24 protein-coding genes are annotated in these 23,343 nt (G+C 62.7%); 11 read left to right on the top strand and 13 right to left on the bottom strand.

Annotation, left to right across the window (positions count from 1 at the left end):
* Window positions 1–10 precede the first annotated feature (10 nt).
* Complete coding sequence (locus tag BCCGELA001_RS23695; protein WP_236840744.1) at window positions 11–1,444, top strand: PepSY domain-containing protein; 1,434 nt, start codon at window positions 11–13, stop codon at window positions 1,442–1,444.
* Between the two features lie 295 nt (window positions 1,445–1,739).
* Here BCCGELA001_RS23695 and BCCGELA001_RS23690 read toward each other — a convergent pair whose 3' ends face one another.
* Genes BCCGELA001_RS23690 through BCCGELA001_RS23680 form a run of 3 tightly spaced genes read right to left on the bottom strand, consistent with a single transcriptional unit; the run spans window position 1,740 to window position 5,418 of the window.
* Window positions 1,740–3,215: a DUF3526 domain-containing protein gene (locus BCCGELA001_RS23690; RefSeq protein ID WP_008562749.1), complete on the bottom strand. Its 1,476-nt coding sequence runs from the start codon at window positions 3,213–3,215 to the stop codon at window positions 1,740–1,742.
* A 9-nt stretch (window positions 3,216–3,224) separates the two neighbouring features.
* Window positions 3,225–4,622 carry an ABC transporter permease subunit gene (locus BCCGELA001_RS23685; protein ID WP_008562746.1) on the bottom strand — a complete coding sequence of 466 codons (1,398 nt, stop codon included), beginning with the start codon at window positions 4,620–4,622 and terminating at the stop codon, window positions 3,225–3,227.
* A gap of 1 nt (window position 4,623) precedes the next feature.
* Window positions 4,624–5,418, bottom strand: a complete 795-nt coding sequence (locus BCCGELA001_RS23680; RefSeq protein WP_236840743.1) for an ABC transporter ATP-binding protein — start codon at window positions 5,416–5,418, stop codon at window positions 4,624–4,626.
* 120 nt (window positions 5,419–5,538) lie between these two features.
* Between BCCGELA001_RS23680 and BCCGELA001_RS23675 the strand changes: the two genes are divergently transcribed.
* A complete protein-coding gene (locus tag BCCGELA001_RS23675; protein WP_060736441.1) occupies window positions 5,539–7,908 on the top strand; it encodes a TonB-dependent receptor in 2,370 nt (789 codons plus the stop codon).
* A gap of 76 nt (window positions 7,909–7,984) precedes the next feature.
* On the opposite strand, the gene BCCGELA001_RS23670 is transcribed toward BCCGELA001_RS23675, so the two are convergent.
* Window positions 7,985–9,343, bottom strand: coding sequence for a hypothetical protein (locus BCCGELA001_RS23670; RefSeq protein ID WP_008562728.1), 1,359 nt, complete (start codon window positions 9,341–9,343; stop codon window positions 7,985–7,987).
* A gap of 275 nt (window positions 9,344–9,618) precedes the next feature.
* Between BCCGELA001_RS23670 and cysE the strand changes: the two genes are divergently transcribed.
* Complete coding sequence (cysE, locus tag BCCGELA001_RS23665) at window positions 9,619–10,443, top strand: serine O-acetyltransferase (RefSeq protein WP_060736440.1); 825 nt, start codon at window positions 9,619–9,621, stop codon at window positions 10,441–10,443.
* Between the two features lie 121 nt (window positions 10,444–10,564).
* Window positions 10,565–10,783 (top strand): DUF3126 family protein, encoded by a 219-nt coding sequence (locus BCCGELA001_RS23660; RefSeq protein WP_007602550.1) that lies wholly within the window; start codon window positions 10,565–10,567, stop codon window positions 10,781–10,783.
* 472 nt (window positions 10,784–11,255) lie between these two features.
* Here BCCGELA001_RS23660 and BCCGELA001_RS23655 read toward each other — a convergent pair whose 3' ends face one another.
* On the bottom strand, window positions 11,256–11,963 hold the full coding sequence (locus tag BCCGELA001_RS23655; RefSeq protein ID WP_008562716.1) for a hypothetical protein: 708 nt from the start codon (window positions 11,961–11,963) through the stop codon (window positions 11,256–11,258).
* Between the two features lie 218 nt (window positions 11,964–12,181).
* Here BCCGELA001_RS23655 and BCCGELA001_RS23650 point away from each other — a divergent pair, with 218 nt between their 5' ends.
* Together BCCGELA001_RS23650 and BCCGELA001_RS23645 are read left to right on the top strand one after the other, a co-directional pair.
* Window positions 12,182–12,511 (top strand): DUF6949 family protein, encoded by a 330-nt coding sequence (locus tag BCCGELA001_RS23650; RefSeq protein WP_008562714.1) that lies wholly within the window; start codon window positions 12,182–12,184, stop codon window positions 12,509–12,511.
* A gap of 72 nt (window positions 12,512–12,583) precedes the next feature.
* A complete protein-coding gene (locus BCCGELA001_RS23645) occupies window positions 12,584–13,114 on the top strand; it encodes a gamma carbonic anhydrase family protein (protein WP_060736439.1) in 531 nt (176 codons plus the stop codon).
* Here BCCGELA001_RS23645 and BCCGELA001_RS38905 read toward each other — a convergent pair.
* Complete coding sequence (locus BCCGELA001_RS38905; RefSeq protein ID WP_236840742.1) at window positions 13,063–13,344, bottom strand: hypothetical protein; 282 nt, start codon at window positions 13,342–13,344, stop codon at window positions 13,063–13,065. The two genes, BCCGELA001_RS23645 and BCCGELA001_RS38905, sit on opposite strands and share 52 nt — an antisense overlap.
* 4 nt (window positions 13,345–13,348) lie before the next feature.
* Here BCCGELA001_RS38905 and BCCGELA001_RS38900 point away from each other — a divergent pair, with 4 nt between their 5' ends.
* Window positions 13,349–13,522, top strand: coding sequence for a hypothetical protein (locus BCCGELA001_RS38900; protein ID WP_008562699.1), 174 nt, complete (start codon window positions 13,349–13,351; stop codon window positions 13,520–13,522).
* A gap of 27 nt (window positions 13,523–13,549) precedes the next feature.
* Here BCCGELA001_RS38900 and BCCGELA001_RS38465 read toward each other — a convergent pair whose 3' ends face one another.
* Window positions 13,550–13,714 carry a hypothetical protein gene (locus tag BCCGELA001_RS38465; protein WP_008562697.1) on the bottom strand — a complete coding sequence of 55 codons (165 nt, stop codon included), beginning with the start codon at window positions 13,712–13,714 and terminating at the stop codon, window positions 13,550–13,552.
* Between the two features lie 94 nt (window positions 13,715–13,808).
* Here BCCGELA001_RS38465 and BCCGELA001_RS23635 point away from each other — a divergent pair, with 94 nt between their 5' ends.
* Both BCCGELA001_RS23635 and BCCGELA001_RS23630 read left to right on the top strand, forming a co-directional pair.
* Entirely contained in the window at window positions 13,809–14,132 is a 324-nt protein-coding gene (locus BCCGELA001_RS23635) for a hypothetical protein (RefSeq protein ID WP_008562695.1), read from the top strand.
* Window positions 14,133–14,236: 104 nt separating this feature from the next.
* Entirely contained in the window at window positions 14,237–14,608 is a 372-nt protein-coding gene (locus tag BCCGELA001_RS23630; protein ID WP_060736438.1) for a hypothetical protein, read from the top strand.
* Window positions 14,609–14,796: 188 nt separating this feature from the next.
* On the opposite strand, the gene BCCGELA001_RS23625 is transcribed toward BCCGELA001_RS23630, so the two are convergent.
* The 6 genes from BCCGELA001_RS23625 to BCCGELA001_RS23600 all read right to left on the bottom strand — a co-directional run bounded on the left by BCCGELA001_RS23625 (window position 14,797) and on the right by BCCGELA001_RS23600 (window position 20,381).
* Entirely contained in the window at window positions 14,797–15,291 is a 495-nt protein-coding gene (locus BCCGELA001_RS23625) for a hypothetical protein (protein WP_060736437.1), read from the bottom strand.
* Between the two features lie 177 nt (window positions 15,292–15,468).
* Complete coding sequence (locus BCCGELA001_RS23620) at window positions 15,469–16,200, bottom strand: aspartate/glutamate racemase family protein (protein ID WP_008562679.1); 732 nt, start codon at window positions 16,198–16,200, stop codon at window positions 15,469–15,471.
* Between the two features lie 19 nt (window positions 16,201–16,219).
* Window positions 16,220–17,098, bottom strand: a complete 879-nt coding sequence (locus tag BCCGELA001_RS23615) for an ABC transporter permease (protein ID WP_060736436.1) — start codon at window positions 17,096–17,098, stop codon at window positions 16,220–16,222.
* A gap of 3 nt (window positions 17,099–17,101) precedes the next feature.
* Window positions 17,102–18,055, bottom strand: a complete 954-nt coding sequence (locus BCCGELA001_RS23610) for an ABC transporter permease (protein ID WP_083543381.1) — start codon at window positions 18,053–18,055, stop codon at window positions 17,102–17,104.
* A gap of 5 nt (window positions 18,056–18,060) precedes the next feature.
* Entirely contained in the window at window positions 18,061–19,350 is a 1,290-nt protein-coding gene (locus BCCGELA001_RS23605) for an ABC transporter substrate-binding protein (RefSeq protein ID WP_060736435.1), read from the bottom strand.
* Between the two features lie 44 nt (window positions 19,351–19,394).
* Window positions 19,395–20,381, bottom strand: a complete 987-nt coding sequence (locus tag BCCGELA001_RS23600) for an ABC transporter ATP-binding protein (RefSeq protein ID WP_008562664.1) — start codon at window positions 20,379–20,381, stop codon at window positions 19,395–19,397.
* Between the two features lie 269 nt (window positions 20,382–20,650).
* Here BCCGELA001_RS23600 and BCCGELA001_RS23595 point away from each other — a divergent pair, with 269 nt between their 5' ends.
* Entirely contained in the window at window positions 20,651–21,358 is a 708-nt protein-coding gene (locus BCCGELA001_RS23595) for a GntR family transcriptional regulator (RefSeq protein WP_060736434.1), read from the top strand.
* Between the two features lie 392 nt (window positions 21,359–21,750).
* Complete coding sequence (locus tag BCCGELA001_RS23585; protein WP_060736432.1) at window positions 21,751–23,298, top strand: FAD-dependent oxidoreductase; 1,548 nt, start codon at window positions 21,751–21,753, stop codon at window positions 23,296–23,298.
* Window positions 23,299–23,343: the final 45 nt, after the last annotated feature.

Genomic DNA, 23,343 nt, shown 5'->3' with positions numbered 1-23,343 from the left:
GGCACGCCCCTTGAGACGCGCACTCCGGCGGTGGCTGTATATCGGCCACCGCTGGGTCGGCATCGTCACATGCCTGTTTTTTGCCATGTGGTTCGTGTCCGGCGTGGTGATGATGTATGTCGCGTTTCCAGCTCTTTCCGACAAGGAAAGGCTGGCAGCGCTTCCCGACATTCAATGGGAGAAGGTGACGCTTTCGCCCGACGAAGCGATGAAGATCGCAGGCGCGACGCGCTACCCGCGCGATCTCCGGCTTTCCATGCTGGCGGACGAGCCGGTCTATCGGATCACCGGCTGGGACGGTCAACGGCAGGCGATCTCCGCAGCCGACGGCCGCGTCATCACAGAGGTTTCCGAACGGCAGGCACTCTCGGTCGCGCGACATCATCCCGCGAGCAGTTCGCCGCGACTCGAAGATATCATCGATCGCGACCAATGGAGCGTCACTGCCCGTTACGATCCGATGCGACCACTCTACCTCATTGCGCTCGGCGACGATGCCGGCACCAAGGTCTATGTCTCCTCACGGTCCGGCGAGATCGTGCTCGACACCAACCAGACCGAGCGCGTCTGGAATTGGCTCGGCTCGATTCCGCATTGGATCTATCCGACCGTGTTGCGCAAGGACGGGCCGCTGTGGCGTCTCGTCGTGCTTTGGATCTCCGGCATCTGTCTCATCGTTGGCGTCACCGGCATCTGGATCGGCATCCTGCGCGTGCGGCTGAAGCGGCGCTATGCGAGTGGCAGGATCACGCCCTATCGCGGTTGGATGGCCTGGCACCACGTCACGGGCCTGATTGCCGGCGCCTTCGTGCTGACCTGGACGTTCTCTGGCTGGCTTTCACTCAATCCCGGCGAATATTTCGCAAGCCGCAACACGGCGCGGGAGGTGCTGCAACGCTATGCTGGCCATGATGCGCCGACCATCGCGACGAGGCTGCCAACGCCGCAATATGCGAGGGTCGAGGCACGCTTTGTGTGGCTCGACGGCAAACCGATGATGATCGCCGCATCGCGTGACGGCATGCAAAGACCGCTGGATGCGGGAACCGGCCGGACTACGACCCTTCCGCAGGATCGTCTTTGGACCGCCGCAGCGAAGTTGCTGCCGCAAGCTCACCTCGCCGAGCGGCTGCTGCTCGAGGAATACGACTCCTATTGGTATGCGCATCATCACGACCGCGAGTTGCCTGTCTTGCGCGCGGTGTTCGATGACGACGCGAGAACATGGTTTCACATCAGCCCGATCACGGGCGACGTCCTTGGCCGCGTGGACAGCAGCCGTCGCACATATCGCTGGCTGTTCAACGCGCTGCACAGTTTTGATTTTTGGTTGCTTCTGACGTATCGACCGGCCTGGGACATCGTGGTGTGGTTGCTGTCGATCCTCGGGACCATCGTCTCGGTGAGCGGGGTCGTTGTCGGCTGGCGGTATCTGCGCAATTGAGAGGAATCGGCATCGGAAATGTTGGCTTCGAGTACGAGAAGCTTGCAGCGCGCCTGCAGTCTGCGAAAGCCCTTTGCCGGACTCAGATCTGCCGGCGTGAGAGGCGATAGTTGTGGTGTGTTGCCGAGTCGCAACATACGGAGGGGGTTGTTACCGCAGGCCCGTCGCTCACTTAACAGCTGTCAATGGGCGCAGCTTACGGTCCAATAGCAGGCATGGCGACAGAGCCCGCCACCACCAGGCGCACCGCTCGGTTCACTCCAGCGGCTTCGATCGCGGCTGAACGATTGCTCCGTCAAATGACGGGGCCTCTGGTCGAGCGAACAAGGGCAACAGCGCCAAGAGCTGCAACCAGCGCCAGTATCAGGACGATGCGTGACCAGACCCGCAAATTGACATCGCTCGCCGAGACTTCAGACCAGCGCCATCGCGGGAGGGCATTCAGATCCTCTGACGTGGTCGCGCGATCATTCAGAATGCGGGGGGCGAAATGCTCGCGCCACGAGTTGTGAAACGTCTCCGTTTGCGACTTGAATGCGAGGAATCTGCGAGAATCCGTTCCGGCAATCGCGTTGAGCGCCTCGTTGACAAGGATGGCTGGTGACAAGAAGCCCAGAACATCCACGAGCCTCTGCTGTTCGAGCAGCTGCCGATCGAACTGCTTGAGGAGCGGTTCGATCCGTTCGTCGACGCGCTGCTTGGCCAGAAAGAATGCACGCATGCGCGAAGGTATCTCAACGCGACCATCCTTGACCGCCAGAGCCTCGGGATCGGAGGCGTAGCGATAGTCGGCGCTGTAGAGATCTTCGTATTCGCGCAACGCATCGGCTGTCACCACGCGCGTCCTGCTGGCCAATTCCGTTCGCGACGGCGCCGGGCTGACGAGGTTCACCACGAGATTAAGGGCCACAGGCAGGATCAGGACGAGTACAGTCCAGACCGCGACCATGATCAGGGCATTGGCTGACGACGAAAACCCGGCAACATTGACCAAAGCCGCCAGGGCAAACCAGAACAACGCATAACTGACGACCAGTGCAGACCACGAGAGCATCAGGAGCATTTGCTCTACGCCCCGGGTTTCCGGACGGAGTAGAGCCAGCGCAAAAAGAGGTAGAGGAATTGCGACCGCCAGCAGTGCGAACAGCCGAACCGCCAGCTTTCCGGCGACAACGGTCGAAATCGATACTGGCTGCGAGCACACGATGCGCAATGTGCCCTGTTCGCGCTCGCCGGACAGCAGATTGTAACCGAGAGCAATGGCGAGGAGCGGCAGCACGAACACGATCACGAACGATAGGTCGAAATGCCCACTCAGGAGATTCCAGGGATTCTCGATCTCAGTGTCGTACATGAACTGGACTTTGCTGAGATAAGTGATGCGGTAGTAATTCGGCAGAAGGTCGGACTGGCCGACCGAGAGCGCGGCGAGCGGTGAGTTCGGAAGCGTAGTGTGACGGCCCGAAAGGCTGCCGGCCAGAGCTGCAGGGTTGGCCGGATTGGAGAACGGCACGAGCGCCTCCTTGCCCGCAAGAACCGATTGAAGCGTCTGCTGATTGGATTGCTGCGTCTCCTGCTCGTGCGCAACGACCCTTCCGAGCATGTTGTCGCGAAGGGACGCCTGTGCCAGCCCCACGAAGAATCCCCAGCCAATCATGACGATCAGAACCAGGATGACCAACGGCAGCGTGCCGTCACGGAAAAGGATGCGGGCTTCGTTCCGCGCAATCAGCCGGAAGTTTGGGACAAAATGAGACTGCGAAAAGGACATCCCGGTGGCTCACCGCATCAAGGGCCGCGACAGGCCGTAGCGCGCAAGCGTGACTGCCAGCACGAACGTCATCGCGAGGAGTACGAGAGCCGGCCAATGATGGGCCAATGCGAACGACACGGTTGGCAGGGCATATCTGAATTGCGGCACGGTCGCCCACAGGGCGGTCTCGGCCTTGTAAGTGAAATGCGCATTGCCAAGTGGGTCGGCATGGTCGATCAGATCCTGGCTCACGATATCCTGGATCTTGCGTCGCTGCGCCTCGGCGGCAGCTGAAAAGTCGCGATGTTGCGAAAAATCCGTGCCCGCAATTCCCATCGAGAAATCGCGAAGGGCGATGACGGGAGCAATGATGCCGACCAATTGTTGCAGGCGCTGCTGGCTTTCGAAGGTATCCCAGAGCTTGCCGAACGTCGCATCGAGAACGCCATATCCCGCCTCATCGTCGACTTTCAGCGCCGCTCCCCATTTGCTCAACGGGAGTGAGGAGTCCCATTGTGTTTTGACGCCAAAATGGTTGTGCCATGCCTTGTCGGCGGCCTCGGACATCTCATGGGAGAGGTGGTCGGTGAATTCCAATCGCGACGGAGTTGGATAGAGCAGATTGGACGCCTCGGAGGCGGCTCGCGGCGCAATCAGTGTCGCGGCGACCCAGAAGCCGAGCAAGAGGACCAGTGCCGTTCGCGACGAGCGGGCCAGCGCGGATACCGCAAGGGTCAGAAAGATGTAGAAGCCGAGATAGGCGCCGTACCCAACTGCGAGCCATGCCATGCGATAGACCACGTCGAGTCGTTCTGCGGCCGGCAGGCGCGCCAGGATGAAAATCGAAAATGCGAGGCCCAGCGGCAGGGTCAGGATGGCCGCACAGCCGGCAAGAGCAGCGGCTTTGCCGAGCAGCAGGCTTCGCGTCGAAACGCCGATGCTGAGCAACTGCCGCAACGTACCGCGCTCGCGCTCTGCGCTCACCGCGTTGAAGCCAATGATGATGAGGAGGAGGGGCAGCAGAACCTGGATGATCCAGGCGGGCGACAATTCACCGAAACGCTGCAAGCCTGTCGCATCCTGCGCCGGTCGGAATTTAAGCTCGCTTTGCCGATGCGCCTGCAGCCACACGGTCGAGCCGACAAACGGTTCGATTCCCGGATCGAAGGAGGCCAGGGGCGGTTCGGGCTTGAAGACGTGCATGCCCTGTTCCGCTGCGTCGTGCGGATGCCGAGGCCCCTGCTGAAGCCAGGCCTCGTAATCCAGAGCTTGGCCAGCTGCGCGCTCACTGTTCACCTGCGCCTGCCGATTCCACCCGGCAGCCAATGCCACCAGCATCAGGGCGACGATCAGCGCCCCGCTCCATAGCAATCGGCCCTCCCGGAAGAGCTCCCGCAGATCCTTGACGGCGATGGTCGCGTACACGTCAGGTCTTCATGTGCTTGAGATAGAGGGTTTCGAGGTCGGCGTGACTGACGTCCTCGCTCCTTAGCTCTTCGACAAGCCGGCCCCGTTTCATGATGCCAATGCGTGTGCCGGTCTGCTTTGCGTGGAAGAGGTCGTGCGTTGTGGTCAGCACCGCAACGCCGTTCCTGCTTGCGTTGACCAGCAACTCCGAAAACTCGTTCGCTGCCGACGGGTCGAGCCCTGAGGTGGGCTCGTCGAGCACCAGCGCCTTCGCATTCTTGGCCAACGCTATAGCAATTCCAACCTTCTGGCGCATTCCCTTGGAGTAGGTGGAGACCCTGTTGTCGGCGGCCTGACGCGGAAGGCCCGCCGCCGTGAGCAACTCAAGCAGTCGTTCGCGCGGCAGCCCTTCACCGATGGCGAGCGAGGAAAAGAATGCAAGATTCTCGATACCGGTCAGCGGCGCATACAGGGTGACCTGCTCCGGAATGTAGGCAAGAAGCCGTTTTGTCTCCAGCGGTTGCCGGATCACGTCGATACCGCCGATCCTCAGGTCGCCTTCTGTCGGTTCGAGGAAATTCAAGAACAGATTGATCAAGGTGGTCTTGCCGGCACCGTTTGCGCCGAGCAGGCAATAAATATCGCCGGGCGAGACGGTGAGCGAAACGCCGTCCAGCGCACAATTTGAGCCAAACCGTTTCGTGACCTGTACTGCTTCGAGCATGAAGTTGCCGCGTGACTCGTCACCCGGGCTTGCTTTGGGATATTGGGCATCGGTTGATGCCCAATCCGCAGCCAGTGTCGCTCTGGCCACAGTAGCACTGCAGAGTGGAGAGTATGATGTTTCGTGATTGACATCATACTTGTTAACAGAAGTTAATCAAGCCGACATGGAATGCGGCCCGCGTCTGAGGGCTGACGGAGCGGGCATCGTATGCGTAATCTTTTGTATTCGGTCTCTTGCTCCAGCCTCCTTCTGGCGATCGCCGCGACCTTCCCTGCGAATGCCCAGGACAAGCCCCCCGCCGTTGAGCCTGCCGCGGGAACGACACTTCCGCCCGTCCAAGTCGAGGCCCCGGCGCAGCGGCCGGCACGACAGCAGGTCGCGACGTCATCTCGTTCAAGTCGGGCTGTGCGAGCAGGCACGCGCCCGCGTACATCTGCCGCGCAGCCTTCTACTTCTGCGCAGCAGGTGACGCGGGCAACGCCGCTCAATTCCAACGTGGTCACGCAAGCCGGCAGTCGCTTGGGGTTAACGCCGCGCGAAACGCCTGCGGCCGTGGAAGTCGTTGGCGCAGACACGATCCGCGAGCAGGGCTATCATACGACGATCGATGTGGTGAAGGGGGCGACCGGCGTGACGGCCGGCGACGCTCCGAACGACGTTGCCTTCGCCATGCGCGGTTTTCAAGGCAACCAAATCAATGTCACCTACAACGGTATCAATGTCGGTCCTACCGGTTTCACGTTTTTGACGGCGGAAACGTTCAACCTTGACCGGGTGGAGTTCCTGAAAGGCCCATCCTCACTGATGACAGGACAAGGAGCGGTCGGCGGCTCCATCAACTATGTCACCAAGGCCCCTCATAACGGCCCGATTCAGAGCGAAGCGTTCTTTGGCTTTGACTCGCGGGGCAGCTATCGAACGGGTTTCGGCTCCGGCGGCAACACGAACATCAAGGGCCTGGACTATCGCTTCGACATCAGCCGCTCGGATGTGAACGGATTCATCGACGATACAGATACTAAGAACCTGCACGTTTCAGGCCAGCTCGATTACAGGCTCTCGGAATCTTTCAAGGTATTCGGTGCGGTCGAGTTCAAGGATTATCGCGCTCGCGTCTACGAGGGCACACCGCTTGTGCCGATTGCCTTCAGTGGCCGGTATGCGACCAGTGGAATCGTGTCAGGCACCAAGGTGTCGGACTACAATGGTGCAAATCTCGGCCCGGTCACCATCGACAGTCGAACGTTGAGCACTAATTACAACGTCCTCGACAATCACAAGACGATCAAGGAGACGTGGGGCCGCGCCGGCTTCGAGTGGAATCTCAGCAACGACGTGACGCTGAGGAGCCAGACCTACGAATACAATGCCAGCCGCGATTGGCACAACAACGAGGTGAGCGCCTTCGACACCGGAAACAACCAGATCTATCGCGAGCGCTTCTTCGTGCACCATAACCAGAACACCGTCGGCAACAACACCGACGTGACCTGGGACGCGCGTTTCTTCGGCATGGAAAATCGCCTAGTCCTTGGCGCCGAGGCCTACCATCTGGAGTTCACTCGTCCGGCCGCGGCGAACTTTCCAAACGATTTCGTAAACCTCGTTGATCCTGTCCGCGGATACTATGGTCTCCTGACGACGCAGCGTCAGACCGCCACCATCGACAGCGTCGCGTTCAATCTCGAGAATCGCTTGAAGCTGACGCCGACTTTCGCTTTGATCGGCGGTCTGCGTTACAACCCGTTCTCCCTCGATCGGTCCTCGACGGATGTTTTTGGCGCAAGCAAGGCCGGTTTTCCTTATTCGGCGAATTGGGACCCCGTTACGGGGCGGATCGGCTACACCTGGGAAGCGCTTCCGGGGCTAATATTTTATAGCCAGTATGCGACCGCGAGCGATTTGTCGGCGGGCAGCATGTTCATGCTGAATCCCACGCAGAAGCTGACGCTGACGGATGCGCGCAGTTATGAGACCGGCGTCAAAAACCTACTGTGGGATGGGCGGGCCGAATGGACGTTCTCTGCTTTCGATATTGTGCGGAACAACGTCTATTCGGCACAGGCGGGTCAGACGCTGAACATCGCCGGCAAGCTCAAGACACAGGGCGTGGAGTTCGCTGCGGCCGTGCGTCCACTCCCGGAGCTCAAGATTTGGGGTAACGTCGCCTACGTTCATGCGCGTTATGCGGACTACGATTTCGCGGGCGGCTCTTTTTCCGGCAAGACGCCGCCAAATATTCCGGCGCTCATCGTCAACGGTGGCGCCTCGTATCGCTTCCTTAATCCGGGATGGCTTCCGGTCGAGGCGGGCATTTCAGTCCGTCACGTTGGCGACCGCTACACCACGGATGCCAACACGTTGACAATGCTCGCTTATACGACGGCCGATGCTTTCGCCTTCGTCGACATTCCAAAATCCGCGCGTTACCCGACCTTCGAAAATACGCGAGTTACGTTCCGGGTCAGAAATCTGACCGACAAAAAATATGCGGTTTGGAGCGACCCCTTCTATCCTGATCAGATTTTTCTCGGCGCCCGGCGCACGTACGAGATCGAGACTTCATTCAAGTTCTAGCCAGGGCTGCCTATCGGACTTCAGGCTCAGAGATGGCTTGAATAGAAACCAAGCGCGACGACGCTTCCTCGCACTCTCATCGCACTTTGCTGTCCTCCCCAAACCGCCGCGCCAGCGCCATCAGTACCACGAAGGTCGCGACCCATACCATCCGCGCGCCGTAGCGGTCGTGCGGGCCCGAGATTACGCCGCAGATGAGGGCGTTGCCGAGCAGCGCCAGTGTCACCGTTGCCGCCAGCAGCGTCAGATCGTCGAGCCGCCGGTTGGCCAGCGCATGCGCGAGGAGCAAAACCAGCCCCAGCATCGAAACAAGCGCGACGGGGACATGCAGCCAGTTCACGGTGACGAAATCGACACCCCAATGCTGCTGCCGCGCCGCGCGCATCGGCGCGGCCTGAGAGGGAATGTAGCGCTCGATGATGCCGCGGGTGTGCGGGATCCAGCCGTTGGTGCCTTCGCCGGTCGCGACATGCAGCAATTGCTGGCCCATCGCCCGTAGCGCCGCGCCGGCCTGCCAGGCCGGATAGTCCTTGAGCGAGTGCACGACGATGTAGCTCATCTCCTCGTTCATGCCCTGGAAGCGGCCGAGCGTGTTGAACACGCTCTTGCCCCACAGAAACTCGTCGGCGCTTGCCGGCAGCTCGTTGCGGTAGGGGCAGAGCTTGTAGCGCTCGTGCGGGCAGCGATCGCTGAGATAGCGCGCAACGATGCCGTCCTGCATCATGCGGCCGAAGGCGACGCCATAGCCGCCGGGCGTCCAGGTCCATTTGCCCGACAGCGCATAATTCGCCGACATCAGCATCAGCCCGCCCGCGACGATGGTGAGGCTCGCCTGCGCCAAGCCCGCCAGCGGAAGCCGAGGTCCGAGCAGTGGCCGCGCCATCCAGCCGGCAGCGCACAGGCCGAGCAGCACGCCGAGCGTTGCGCTGTGGGTCGCCGCCGCAAAGGCGGTGAAGACGAACAGCGCGATCTTTTCGAGCGCCGAGGTGCGGTGTGCTCCGATCACCAGCAGGAACAGCGACAGCACCGACAGTCCTGCAAAGATGTCGGTCAGCAGCATGCTCGCGAGCCAGGGCAGGGCGGTCGACAGGATCAGGAGCAGGCTGATCGCGACGAAGCGGAAGGTCTGCATCAGGCCCAGCACGCGCAAGGTGAGCTGCAACAGCCACAGCGTCGCCAGCGACTGGACCGCGAGATTGATCCAGAAGCCGAAGCTCTCTCCATAGTGGAGATAGATGCCGAACGCGGTGGAGCGGCTCGGGACGAGATAGCCTTCGTACCAGCGCGCCAGATAGCCGCCGGTATCCCATTGCAACAGCGGATAGCCATTCCAGAATGCCGGCGCGATCATCAGGAGGGGCAGGGCCATTGCGGCCAGCCGCAGCCAAAAGGAAGCCGCGGCGCGCGTGCGCAATTGGTCGGTGGTGATGCTCAAATCTGCTTTGCCCCCGCTCGGATCATGCCCGCAATAACGGTTGGGGGAGAATTCACCAATAGTTTGACGCCGCCCGGCTTGAATTTGGCAAAACTCTGACCACTTTGAGCCGACGTTCCCATCCGAGGGTGTCAGAAAAAAGTCTTGTTTATCAATGCTTTGGCTTGCCCTCCCGGTGCAAGGCACTGTTCACTCTCAGGCAAGCCCGTCAGGACTTCGTCGCCTAGACTGTGCTATAGAGCCAGCAAAACCAGCCCATTCGAAAGAGCAGATCCATGGCAGTGCATCAGGTCAATCCGGGAGGAAAGCTCGCTTCGCTCGATCCGATCTGGGACCGGATCCGCAGCGAAGCGGAGGACATCGTCCGCCGTGAGCCGGAGCTGGCGACCTTCATATATTCGGCGGTGCTGCATCACGGCCGACTGGAAGATTCGGTGGTCCACCGCGTCGCCGACCGGCTCGATCACTCCGCGCTGTCGGGCGACCTCGTGCGCCAGGCTTATATGGAGGCGCTGCGCGACGATCCTGATCTCGGCAACGCCTTCCGCGCGGATCTCGTCGCCGTCTACGACCGCGATCCCGCGACCTCGCGCTTCATCGATCCCTTGCTCTACTTCAAGGGCTTTCATGCCATCCAAACCCATCGCCTCGCGCATTGGCTCTATCTGAAGGGCCGCAAGGATTTCGCGTATTATCTGCAGAGCCGGTCGTCGGCGGTGTTCCAGACTGACATCAATCCCGCCGCGCGCATCGGCCGCGGCATCTTCCTCGACCACGCCACCGGCTTCGTCTGCGGTGAGACGGCGGTGATCGAGGACGATGTCTCGATCCTGCACGGCGTCACGCTCGGCGGCACCGGCAAGGAGAACGAGGACCGTCACCCCAAGATCCGCCATGGCGTCCTGATCGGCGCCGGCGCAAAGATCCTCGGCAACATTGAGATCGGCCATTGCGCGCGCATCGCGGCGGGCTCGGTCGTGGTCAAGCCGGTGCCGCACAACGTCACGGTTGCGGGCGTGCCCGCCAAGATCGTCGGCGAAGCCGGCTGCGCCGAGCCGTCGCGCACCATGGATCAGATGATCAACGCGATGGGGCTTTGATCTTGCGAAAAGGGCGGATTTTCCGCCCTTTTTTCGTCCCCAAATTGTTTGGCAATTCATGCTGGCGGTTCGTTGCGTCTCGTCCTAAAACCCGCCGACCCATTTCGATCGGAGACTTGCCGTGGACGTCAAAGAAGTCAGAAAGCTGGACGCGTATCTGAAGCGCGTATTCGGCAATCCCAAGATCCGCGTCGTGCCGCGGCCGAAGAAAGACGATTCCGCCGAGGTCTATATCGGCGAGGAGTTCATCGGCGTGCTCTTCGTCGACGACGAGGACGACGACCGCTCGTTCCAGTTCCAAATGGCGATCCTCGAAGACGATCTCGTCGATCAGGAGTAGTTGTTCCTCGGCGCTCATGTCCCGGACGCACTGCAACGCTCTGGGCGTTGCCGTGCAGAGCCGGGACCCAGAATCTCTGCGAGCGCATCTCTGCAACATAGGCCCCGGCTCAGCAGCGCACCGTCGAAGAGACGCTGCGCTGCGTCCGGGGCACGCCGCAGATTGACGTGCGCTTTCTCCACACGTCATTGCGAGCGAAGCGAAGCAATCCAGGAATCTTTCCGCGGAAGGATTCAGAATTGCTTCCACCTCCGCCCAAAGCTTCCTTGGACAAGTCGCTGCGCACGCGCTGACGAGCGCTGCTCCATCCCGCCATCACGCCCCTGTTTTGCCCGACGCATCAACCTGATTTCTAAAAATCAGAAGCGCTGTGGAGCGCTTTTGAAATACCAAGTCGCGCCAAGCACTTGGCTACTGTGCATGGGGTTGTTTTCGCGGTTCATTTTGAGAGGCACCAAGCCAGCCCGACCGCTCAGCCCTTCGGCCCGCGCAGCTGCGCCGTCAGCTTCTCCATCGCCTCCGCCACGTCGCGCCATTGCGACAGCCAGCTGCGCGGGAAGCGGAAGGTGAGGTCGGCGCCGCCGACGCGGCGTTCGGACAGGCACATGCCCGGGGTCGCCGCGTCGCGGGTGCAGCGCGCGGTCAGGGCGGGGCTGGTGGCGGAATAGAGATCCTCGCTGCCGTAGGGCGTGTCGCTGCGGAACATCCGCATCGTCAGGCCGTCCTCGGCTTTCGTTGCGGCCGGGTCGAGATAGCGGGGATAGATCGTGGCCGTGCGCTGCTCGGGCGCGAGCGCATCGTGATGGGCCGCGATCGACAGGAAGATGCGGTCGATCGAGTGCACCGCCGCCTCCACCGTGTCGGCAGTGACGTGCTTGGGTGCGCCGGGCGGTTCCAGCGAGGGATAGAGGAAGTCGAGATCGATGCGCTCCTGCGGCCCGGAATGGCGCTGGATCTTCATCCGGATCGCCGTCACGGGCAGGTTGAACAGCGTGCCGCCGACGCTCACCGGCAGCTTGTCCGGGGCGTTGGCGCCGCGCGTGCCCCAGGTCGGCCACAAGAGATAGGCGACGAGCCCCACCGCGCAGGCCGCAGCGATGCCGCCGAGCACGATCGGGACGACGTGCGCGCGGGTGCGCGTCCGGGGAAAGCGAGGGGAGGCTGCCGAAAACACCGTCATGAGCTAGCGCAAGAGAGCCGGACGTCGGCCGCTGGCCGACGAATCACCGGCGAATATGCCACGCGGCGGCGATTTGGCGGAGCGTCCCCGCTGCGGGGCAAGGGGGAGGGCCCTGCGCAGACCGGCGGGCGGCGTTAACCTTCCCTTAAGGATAATGTAGCGTTAACCCGCACTCTTTGTCACAGGAAGGCGGTGGCGTTGCGTAAGGGCGACTTCCGATGACACCTGAAGCTCTCAATACCTTCTTTTCGATCTTTATCGGTTTCGCGCTCGCGGGCGCGCTCGTGAACGGATATCAGGCGTTCGCCCAGCGTCCCGCCGGCTTCGGCCTGCTGCAGGATGGCGTCGCGCCGAAGACCTTCGCGGCGGTGCCGTTCCTGGTGTTCGCGGCGCCCTTCATCATCATGCGCAACACGCTTCGCGGCATGCGGATGGAAAGCCGCCGCGCCGAGTTCGTGATGATGGCGACCGTGATCGCCGGCTTCTGGAGCATGATGAGCGGCACCTTCTTCCTGATGACGCTGCGCGCGGCCGGCGTGCTGGGCTGACGCCCGCCATTCGGCCCTTTGCGTCCAGGCTGCCGTTTCGCTATGCCAGGATCATCCTGACAGGAGACCCCCATGGCGATCTACGAGCTCGACGGGCAGGCGCCCGACCTTCCCGCCGACGGCAACTACTTCATCGCGGAGACCGCCACCGTGATCGGCCAGGTGCGCCTGAAGCCCGGCGCGAGCGTCTGGTTCGGCGCGGTGCTGCGCGGCGACAATGAGTGGATCGAGGTCGGCGAGGGCGCCAATGTCCAGGACGGCTCGACCTGCCACACCGATCTCGGCTTTCCGCTTCACATCGGCAGGAACTGCACGGTCGGACACAACGTCATCCTGCACGGCTGCACCATCGAGGAGGGCGCGCTCGTCGGCATGGGCTCGATCGTGATGAACGGCGCCAAGATCGGCCGCAACAGCATCGTCGGTGCCGGCTCCGTCATCACCGAGGGCAAGGAGTTCCCCGAGCGCTCGCTGATCATCGGCTCGCCGGCGCGCGTGATCCGCACGCTCGACGACGCGCAAGTCCAGAAGATGGGAGGTGCGGCCAAGTTCTACGTGGCCAACGGTCCGCGGTTCACGAAAGGCCTGAAGCGGATCGGTTGACGGTCACCGAGCAGCGCCACCGCCAGCGCATCCTGGAGCGGATGGAGCGCTTCCTCGCGACCATCATCGAGAATGTCGCCGAAGGCATCATCGCCAAGGATGCGCGCAATCTGCGCTACGTCTTCGTCACCGCCGAGAAGATGATCGGCATGTCGCGCGGCGAGATCATCGGCAAGACCGCGGGAATCATTCTCCGCGGAGGCGGCCGAGCTGATCGAACGACGCGACAAGCAATTGCTGGCACAAGAGCAGCAGCTCGAGCCGATCGTCGACACCATCGACAATCCTGCGCGCGGGCGCCGCGTGATCTCCGCCCGCCGGGTCCAGATCGGTGGCGCGGGCGAAGAGTCCCACATGTTCGTGACCATGGTCGAGGATCGCACCGACAAGATGAAGGCCGCCGCATAGCGGCGCCTCGGGAGACCGACGAACGCGTCAGCTTCCCTCGGATTGGCGCGCCTCGACCGCACCTGCAATTCGCTCGTGGCCGGCGGCCCACAGCGCATGCTCGTCGCTGCCGTTCGAATACGGATTGGCCTCAGCCGGAATGTTGTCGCGCGCGGCGCGCTCGCCTTCGGCAAAGGGATCGCGATCGGTCATGGTGATTGGCCTCCTCGCAGTCAAGCTGATGTGAGGTCATTTGTTCCGGAACCGGTCTTCAGCGCAGCGGTTGACCGCCAAAGGGAGAACTCCGATGGCCCGATCGTCTGCAACCGCTCCAATCAAGTCTCTGATCGTGATCCTCGCACTCGCAGCGATCCCGGCCGCATCGTTCGCGCAAGCGACCGGCGGCGTCGGCGGGTCGGCCGGAGGCCCTGCGGGATCGACCGGAGGTGTCGCCAACGCGCCGGCTCCGCCGCCCGGGACCAACAGCCTGGGCACGGCTCAATCATCCGGCGGAGGCTCCGGAGTCACCACTGGCACAGGCAGCGGCACAGGCGGTGCGGCCGATGCCACCGTCAACGCCGAGAACAAGCAGCTCGACAAGAAGATGAAGAGCATCTGCCGCGGCTGCTGACGCTCGCGCGGAAGTGAGACAGTGTGGCTGTCATGCATCCTCAACTGACGTTAGCTTGGATCCTACTTTGAAGCGTGGAGCGTATCCACGCGGAGGATCGAGTGATGTTACGGAAGATGACGATGGCGGCACTGACCGTCGCGGCTGTTGGACTATCGGTGCCGCAATCGGCTGAGGCACGGGGCTTCGGACATGGCGGCTGGGGCCACGGCGGTGGTTGGCATGGCGGCGGTTGGGGGCATGGCGGCCATTGGCGTGGCGGGGGATTCTGGCCTGGGGTGGCCATCGGCGCGGGCATTGCCGGGGCCGGCCTTTACGGCGGCTATTATGGATATGGCTACGGCTACCCCTATTACGGTGGTCCCACCTATTATGGTACCGGCTATAACGATGGCTACGGTGGTTGCTACGTCGCCCGGAAGCGCGTGATGACGGCTGCGGGTTGGCGATACCGCAGCGTCGATGTCTGCGAGTGAGGCGGGAAGATCGGCCGGACTGACCAAAAAACAAGGTCGTTGACGCAGTATACCGTCAACGACCTTGCCAGCCCCGGACATTGAAATCGGCTCACGCCATCCGGTACCCGCGAGCATCGCGCGGAATCACACGGCGGAATGTGATCCAGTTCACAAGTCGGCAAATTAAAGCGGCGCTGGAGCCGTGCTCAGCCGCGTGAGCGCTTGCGCGCGCTGGCATGGACGCGGTGCCGCGCCGGTTTCCTGCGGGTAACTGAGGGCGTCTCGACCTCGGTGGGGCGTGCGCTGGCAAAGGATTGCCGCAAACCGTCGATGGACTCGTTCAATGCCGCGACCTGCTCGGACAGGCGTTTGGTGTCGGCCTGCTGCGCCGCCATCAGCCGTTTCATGGTCAAGAGCTGGTCTTGCACGACTTGGAGCTGATCGATCGATTCCTGCTGGGTCGCCTCCAGCCCCTTGGTCTTCTCGACGAGCTGCTCGGACGCCTGCGCCGCGCGGGCCTGGAGCTGCCGCGATGCCACCACCCGGTCGGCCTCCGGGGTCGCACCGGTATAGGCGCGCCAGATCGCGATCGATGTCACGCCGGCGATCAGCAGGAGAAGGGCCGCGGCAGTCAGCGCGATCGGCTGCGCGCCAAGGCGAAGGAGCGGGTTGGACGGTGTGTCCTGGGCGAGATCGATCATCGCTGACAAAACCCAAATTGAAACTTGGTGAGTGGCGAAGACCGGCAACCCTTGGGCGGCCGGGGCGTCCCGAAAGCGTCAGGTTTCCGCAAGGAATGGGACCAAAAAGAGGCTAAAGGCAAAAAAACCAACAACTAGCGGGCTTTATCAGCCATCGAATGCCGTCAGAGACGCGGATCAGGGCTGAAACGGCGAAAACGGCCCGGAATAGGTCTTTGGCCGCGGCACCGCGTAGGGGCCCAGCCGGGATGTCGTCAGCCCCAGCCGCACCAGTGATTCCGCCAGCGTGACGGCGGCGGCGACGCCGTCGACCACGGGCAGGCCATGCGCGGCGGCGAGCTCGCCGGCGAGATCGGCCATGCCGGCGCACCCGAGCACGATGACCTCGGCGCGGTCGTCGCGGATTGCGGCGGTGATCTCAGCCGAGATCTTGCCGACCGCGTCAGCGTTGCGCTCCTCGAGCGCGAGCACCGGGACCTCGGCGGCGCGGACGCGGGCGCAGCGCTCGGCGAGGCCGTATTTCCGCAAATTGTGCTCGATCGGAACGATGGAGACACCGAGCGTCGTCACCACGGCAAAGCGTGCGGCGATCAGGCTCGCCATGTGGAAGCCGGCTTCGCCGATGCCGATCACGGGAGCCTTTGCTGCGGCGCGCGCGGCATCGAGACCGGTGTCATCGAAGCAGGCGATGATGTGCGCATCCGCGCCGTCGCGGTCGGCCGCGCGGATGCAGCCGAGCATGCCGGGCACGGCAAAGGCCTCGTCGTAAAATCCCTCGATCGAGACCGGCCCCATCGCCGGCTGGCGCGCGTCGATCACGGTGTCGGGCAGGGCGACGCTGCGCGCGGCAGCGGCGATCTTCGCCGTCATCGACGCGGTGGTGTTGGGATTGACGACGTGCAGGCGCATTTCGATCAGACCAGTCGCTTTAGACGAGCCCCTTGCCGGCGTCCGAACCCTTGGCCGCCTGCCGCTTGTTGAGCACGTGGATGGTGCCGAGCGCAAGCGTGATCACCGTGAATGAGACTGCCGAGATCACGGTGCCGAGGGCATAGATGTCGGGATTCGTGACGGTCGTGGTGAGCCCCTGAAGATCGAGCGGCAACGTATTCACCGCCCCGATCGCCTGGCTGGAGCGGGCGAGCTCGTCCCAGGAGAGCGTGAAGCCGAACAGCCCGATGCCGATCACGGACGGCAGGATGATCGGCAGCACGACGTGGCGGAAGGTTTGCCATGGCGTCGCGCCGAGATCGCGCGCGGCCTCCTCGAGCCTGGGATCGAAGCGGTTGAAGATCGCGAACATGATGAGCAGGCCGAACGGCAGCGTCCAGGTCAGATGCGCGCCGAGACCCGAGGTGAGCAGGCCCATCGAGGTCTCGAAATTCTCATTCCAATGCGCCTTGATCAGATCGTCGATGATACGGAATTCCAGGGAGATGCCTAGCGAGGTGATGATCGAGGGCACGATGAGGCTGGCGATCGCCGAGTAGAACAGGATGCTCTGCGCCCTGAACTTCCTGCGGAACGCCATGCCCGCGGCGACCGACAGCACGACGGTGACGATCATCACGATCACGCCGAGCAGCAGCGAGCGGCGGAAGGCCGCGCCGAGATCGACGATGCCGGTGCCCTGGAACAGCTTTGCGATCCAGAAGGTCGATACGCCGTTCATCGGAAAGGTGAGGCCGCCCTGCGGCCCCTGGAACGACAGCACGTAGATCGCGATCATCGGGCCGTAGAGGAACAGCACATAGGCCGCGAAGAAGATCGCGAGCACGTAGAAAGAGCGCGGGCGTCCTTCCTTCATGCTCTAGAGCTCCTTCTTGATGTCGACGATGCGCGACATCATGGTGATGATCAGGAAGGTGATGACGAGCAGGATCACGGCGTTGGCCGCGGCGGCCGGGAATTGCAGCGCGTTGACCCGCGTCTCGATGATCTTGCCGGCGGCGGCGATCTGCTGGCCGCCCATCACGCCGATGGTGATGAAATCGCCCATCACGATGGTGATGACGAAGATCGAGCCGATCACGATGCCGGGTTTCGACAGCGGAATGATGACGTTGACGAGGGTCTGAAAGCCGCTCGCGCCGGCGTCATAGGCGGCCTCGATCAGCGATTTGTCGATGCGTATCATCGAGTTGAAGATCGGCACCACCATGAAGAAGGTGAAGAGATGGACCAGCGCCAGCACCACTGAGAATTCGGAGAACAGCAGCCATTCCACGGGGTGATTGATCAGCCCCGTCTTCATCAGGCCGGAGTTCACGAGGCCGTTGCGCCCGAGCAGCGGAATCCAGGCGATCATGCGGATCACGTTGGAAGTCCAGAACGGGATCGTGCAGAGCAGCGACAATCCCATTTGCCAGGTCTTGGACTTGACGTGGAAGGCAAGGAAGTAGGCGATCCAGAAGCCGATGAAGAGTGTGATGGCCCAGACCATGAAGCACAGCTTTAGCGTCTTCAGATAGGTCTTGCCGATGGTGCAGAGCTCGGGGAGCTGCGCGAGGCAGCCCTCGAAGGTGTCGGTGTAGCCGCGGCCGGAGAAGTGCGGCAGCAACTGGTATTCGTTGTAATCCCAGAACGAGACGATGACGACGAAGGCCAGCGGAATGAGGAAGAAGGCGAGAAACACCAGCATCATCGGCCCGGCCTGGAGCCAGGAGATGAAGGACGGCGACAGGCGCGTCGGCTTTGCCGCGCGCGCTGTGCCCGACCCCGGGATCAAGCCCGGGGATGCCTGTTGCAGGACTTCTTCCGACATGTCCGTTACGCCGCGATGAACTCATTCCACTTGCGGACCATGTAGTCGTTCTCGTCCATCACCGCGTTCCAGCAGGCGACGCCGCCCATGCGGTCCTCATAGGAGCCGCCGTCGCGCACCGCGCCGGCCTTCTCCAGCAGCGAGCCGTCGGGTGCCTTGATGTCCTTCTCGGCCGGCTTGCCTTCCATCCAATAGGCCCATTCGTAGGGCTCCATATGCGCCTTCGCGGTCGAGAGCACGGCGGAGTAGTAGCCCTGGCGGTTGAGATAGGCGCCGGCATAGCCGGACAGGAACCAGTTGACGAACTCGTAGGCCCATTCGAGCTTCGCACCCGAGACGCCCTTGGAGACGCAGAAGCCCGACGCCCAGGAACGATAGCCTTCCTTGAGCGGCTGGAAGGTGCAGGCGATGCCCATCGAGCGCACCTTCGTCACCGCCGGCGACCACATCGACTGGATCACGGTCTCGCCCGAGGCCATCAGGTTGACGCTCTCGTTGAAATCCTTCCAGAACGCACGGAACTGGCCGGCCTTCTTGGCCTCGGTCATCACCTTCATGGTGAGATCGATCTCCTCCTTGGTCATGTTGCCCTTGTCGGCATATTTGTACTTGCCGGAGGCTTCCACGACCATCGCGGCGTCCATGATGCCGATCGAGGGGATGTTGAGGATCGAGGCCTTGCCCTTGAACTCGGGATTGAGCAGCTCGGACCATGAGCTGATCGGACGCTTGATCAGGTCGGGGCGGATGCCGAGCGTGTCGGCGTTGTAGACGGTCGGGATCAGCGTGACGAACTCGGTCGCCGACGTCGCGAACTTCTTGGAGTCCTTGCCTTCGAGATAGAGCACCTTCCAGGGCGCGGTGCCCTGGCCGCCGATCTTCTTGCCGCCGGGCGTCTCGCCTTTGGTGAAGACGGGCGTAATGTTGTCGAACTGCTTGATCTTCTTGGCGTCGAGTGCAAGGATGTTGCCCGAGGGCACGATCTTCTTCAGCGAGAAATATTCGGTGTCCAGCACGTCGAAAGAGTTCGGCTGGGTCATCACGCGCTTGGTGACGTCATCGGTGGTCGCGGTGATATACTCGATCTTGATGCCGGTGTCCTTCAGGCACTGCTTGGCGATGTCGTCGCCCTCGTTTACGGCGGTGCCGAGATAACGCAGCACCTTCGCATCGGCCGACTTCACGTAGGGAAAGCCGGTGATGGCGCCGGAGCCAGCGGCAAGGCCTGCGAGACCCGCGGTGCCCTTCAATAGCGTGCGGCGGCTGACGCCGGTCGTCCTGGTCGTCTCGGTCATTTCGCTCACTCCTCTGTGTTGCGCATTCTCTGTCGTGAAGGGCGCTATTGCAGACGTTGCGCCTTGGCGGGATCCCAGGTGGCCAGCACGCGATCGCCCGGACGGAACGGATGGATGTCGAAGGCGGCCTCGGGAACGTGGGAGAATAGGGCGGTGCCGTCGTCGAGCGTGAGCGAGACGGCGATGTAGGAGCCCTGGTACTCGGTCTGGGTCAGCAGCGCTGGCGCGCCGAATGCGCCGTCAGCGAACGGCACGATGCCGAGCTGATCGGCGCGCACGGCGATGAGCTTGCCGGCGTCGCTGAGCACGTTGTGACCGCCGATGAAGCGCGCCACGAATTCCGTGCGCGGGTGGTGGAAGATGTCGCGGGCCGAGCCCTGCTGCTCGATGCGGCCGTGGTTCATCACCACGATGTGGTCGGCGAGCGCCATCGCCTCTTCCTGGCCGTGGGTGACCTGGATGAAGCTGATGCCGAGCTCACGCTGCAGGCGCTTCAACTCGCCGCGCATCTTCACCCGCAGGAAGGGGTCGAGCGCGGAGAGCGGCTCGTCGAGCAGGAGGATCTGCGGCTCGGTGATGAGCGCGCGGGCAAGCGCGACGCGCTGCTGCTGGCCGCCGGAGAGCTGCGCCGGGAGACGGCCCGCATATTGGCTCATCGCCACCAGCTCGAGCAGTTCGCCGGCGCGCTTGTGCCGTGTCGGCTTGTCGATGCCGCGCATCTTCAAGGCGAAAGCGACATTGTCGATCACGGAAAGATGCGGAAACAGCGCGTAGGACTGGAACATCATCGCCGTGCCGCGCTCGGCCGGCGGCAGGTCGGTGACGTTCTGCACGCCGAGGATGATGTCGCCCGCGCTCACCGCCTCGTGGCCTGCGATCATGCGCAGGGTCGAAGTCTTGCCGCAGCCGGAGGGGCCGAGCAGGCAGCAATAGGTGCCGGCCGGGATCTTCAGGTTGACGTTATCGACCGCGAGCGTGGCGTCGTAGCGCTTGGTGACGGCGACCAGTTCGAGAGCGGCGGGAATGGCCATGGCGTGTCCGAGAGGAGGGCGGTGCTTCCGGCCTCTCCCGCAAGGTCCGTGCCAACAGCTCTTGTCTGCCCGAATTCCCAAAACTGTACAGCGGAGTCAGGTCGTTAGATCGAATCCGATCGATCCGGGGCGCCTGCCGGCTGCGCGGATACCTGCACACAAAATGTGCGAATATTGTATAAAGTTTCGCCTGTGATTGGATACAGGTCGTCGACTAACATCTGCATTCGAACGTTGCCGATGAGCCCCCGAACTCGACGCCTGCACCCATGGCTGCCAGAACCCGCCCCAAATCCGACGCGCCAGACGCCAGTGATCGCGTCAGCCGCATCAGGGAGGGCGTGACCGCCGCGATCCTGGAGCAACGCCTGCTGCCGGGGACGAAGCTCGGTGAGGACGAGATCGGCGACATCTATGGCGCGAGCCGTACGCTGGTTCGCACCGCGCTGCAGCAGCTCGCGCATGAGGGTATCGTCAACATCGAGAAGAATCGCGGCGCTTTCGTCGCGCGCCCGACACCCGCCGATGCGCGCGAGGTGTTCGAGGCGCGTCGCCTGATCGAGCCGACGATCGTGGATCATGCCATCGATGCCGTGTCGCCGGACTGGATTGATCGCCTGCAACGACATCTTGCCGAAGAGCGCGAGGCCGAGCTGCGCGGCGATGCGCGCGCCTCCGTCCGCCTCTCCGGCGAGTTCCACCGGCTCGTCGCCGAGATGAGCGGCCACAGCATCTATCTCGGCTTCCTGAAGGAGCTGATCGCGCGCTCCTCGCTCATCATCCTGCTCTATCGTCGCCACGACACGCCGGCCTGCGGCACCGATCATCACGCAGTGATCGTCGCCGCCATCCGCAAGGGCGACAGGGAGGCCGCGCGCGCGCAGATGCTCTCGCATCTGACCGAGATCGAGGCCGAGCTGTTCCTGAAGGATCCGGCGGCCGATGAGCTTCGGCTCGCGGATGTACTTGGCGTCTGACCCGAACGGAAATCACTGCCGGAGCTGCGGCCCCGACTCAGTGGCTCAATTTACTTTCTGCGGCGAGCCGTCCCTCTGGGGTGATCTCGTAGTCGCCGTTTCGCTTTGTCATCAACCCTGACCTGACCATCTCACGCGCAAGCTGTACCGAGCAGACCGGATTGCTGCCTCCGGGGTAGTACAGCCTGTCGTTTCGGACCTGCAGGTGGCCGTACAGTTGGGCCTGCCGCAATGCCCTACGCATTCCAGGTGATGGATTTGCCATGCCGGTTTAAGCGCCGGTGCAGTGAAGGTTCCTAATGGACGTGGGGACCTGCAATCGCGTTTCCCCTCGGCAGGGCAGGTAGGAACCGCCGTTCTGCTGCATCGTTCTTTTTCTAGGGAGCAGCGTCATGAACGTACGGGACGAGTACACGCGATCGCTCTGGATGGAAGTTCCGGTCGCAGAGGCTCAGGCGCTGTCGCAGACGGTCGGCGTAGACGTTGCCGTCATCGGATCCGGAATCGCCGGGCTGTCCATTGCTTATGAACTCGCCAGCCGCGGACGTTCGGTCGCGGTACTCGATCGCGGCCGCATTGGCAGCGGGATGACGGCGCGCACCACGGCGCATCTGGCGACGGCGCTCGACGATGGCTATGACGAGTTGGTCAGGGTACGCGGCCCTGATTGTGCGCGGCACTATCATCAAAGCGTCGAAGCGGCAATTGACCGCGCCGAGGCCATTCAGCGAGCCGAGGACTTCCACTGCGATTTTCGTAGGGTCGACGGCTACTGGCTGTTGGCGCGCGAAACGTCCGCTTCTGAGCTGGATCAGGAATTTGATTGCTGTTGCCGGCTCGGGATCCCCGTCGAAAATTGCGTCGAGCGGACCGCATTCCATTCCGGAGGTCTGGTGCGTTCGTTGCGTTTTGCCCGCCAGGCGCGTCTGCACCCAACCAAATATCTCGCCGGGCTGGCCCGCGCACTTCAGCGCCGCGGGGCGCAGCTCTATGCCGACACCTGCGTAGCGAACATCCGTCAGGAACGTGGCGACATGGTCTTGACGACCGCCTCGGGCCGCGAAGTCCACGCCGCAGACGTGGTCGTTGCGACGAACTCGCCCGTCAATGTGCAGGTGGCGATCCATACCAAGCAGGCGCCTTACCGCACCTATGCGCTCGCCGCCAAAATCCCGGCCGGTGCGATAGAGGATGCGCTGTACTGGGATACGCTCGACCCCTATCACTATGTCAGACTTCAGCCCTTCTCCGCGGACGAGGACTTCGTCATCATTGGCGGAGAAGATCACAAGTCCGGTGAAGCGGACGATGGCTCACTGCGCCTTGCCCTGCTCGAACGCTGGGCGCGCGAGCGATTACCGGCGCTGCGCGAGATTACTCATCGATGGTCCGGTCAGGTGCTGGAGCCGGCCGATTTCGTCGGCTTCATCGGCCGCAGCCCCGGCGAGGAGCACCTCTTTATCGTCAGCGGCGACTCCGGACAAGGCATCACGAATGGGCTCGTAGCGGGCATGTTGATTGCAGATCTCATCATGACTGGCGCGAGCCCATGGGAGGAGGTCTACGCCCCGGCACGGAAGATTCAGAAGAACATCGGCACGTTCATCAGCGAGAACATCACGCCGCTGAAGAATCTCGCCGAGTATCTGACGGCAAGTGAGATCGCGAGCGTCGAACGTCTGCGGCCCGGGGAGGGACGCCTTGTCCGCAGCGGCCTGAAAAAGGTTGCGGCGTGCCGGGACCGGAACGGACATTTGCATCTGCGTTCGGCAAGCTGCACCCATCTCGGCTGTGTCGTGCACTGGAACGCGCTGGAGCAGTGCTGGGACTGCCCGTGTCACGGGTCGCAGTTTGCACCCGACGGCACCGCGCTCAACGGCCCGGCTGTTTCGCCGCTCGGCGAGGCCGACAAGCCCGCCAATCTTGAAGCCGCGGAGTGAGCGGCGGTCTCCGCGCCACCCTGACCGAGCCTGCGATCGTCGATC

This window comes from Bradyrhizobium sp. CCGE-LA001 (genome assembly GCF_000296215.2).
Taxonomy (GTDB): Bacteria; Pseudomonadota; Alphaproteobacteria; order Rhizobiales; family Xanthobacteraceae; genus Bradyrhizobium.
This window is presented reverse-complemented; position numbering and strand designations above follow the sequence as displayed.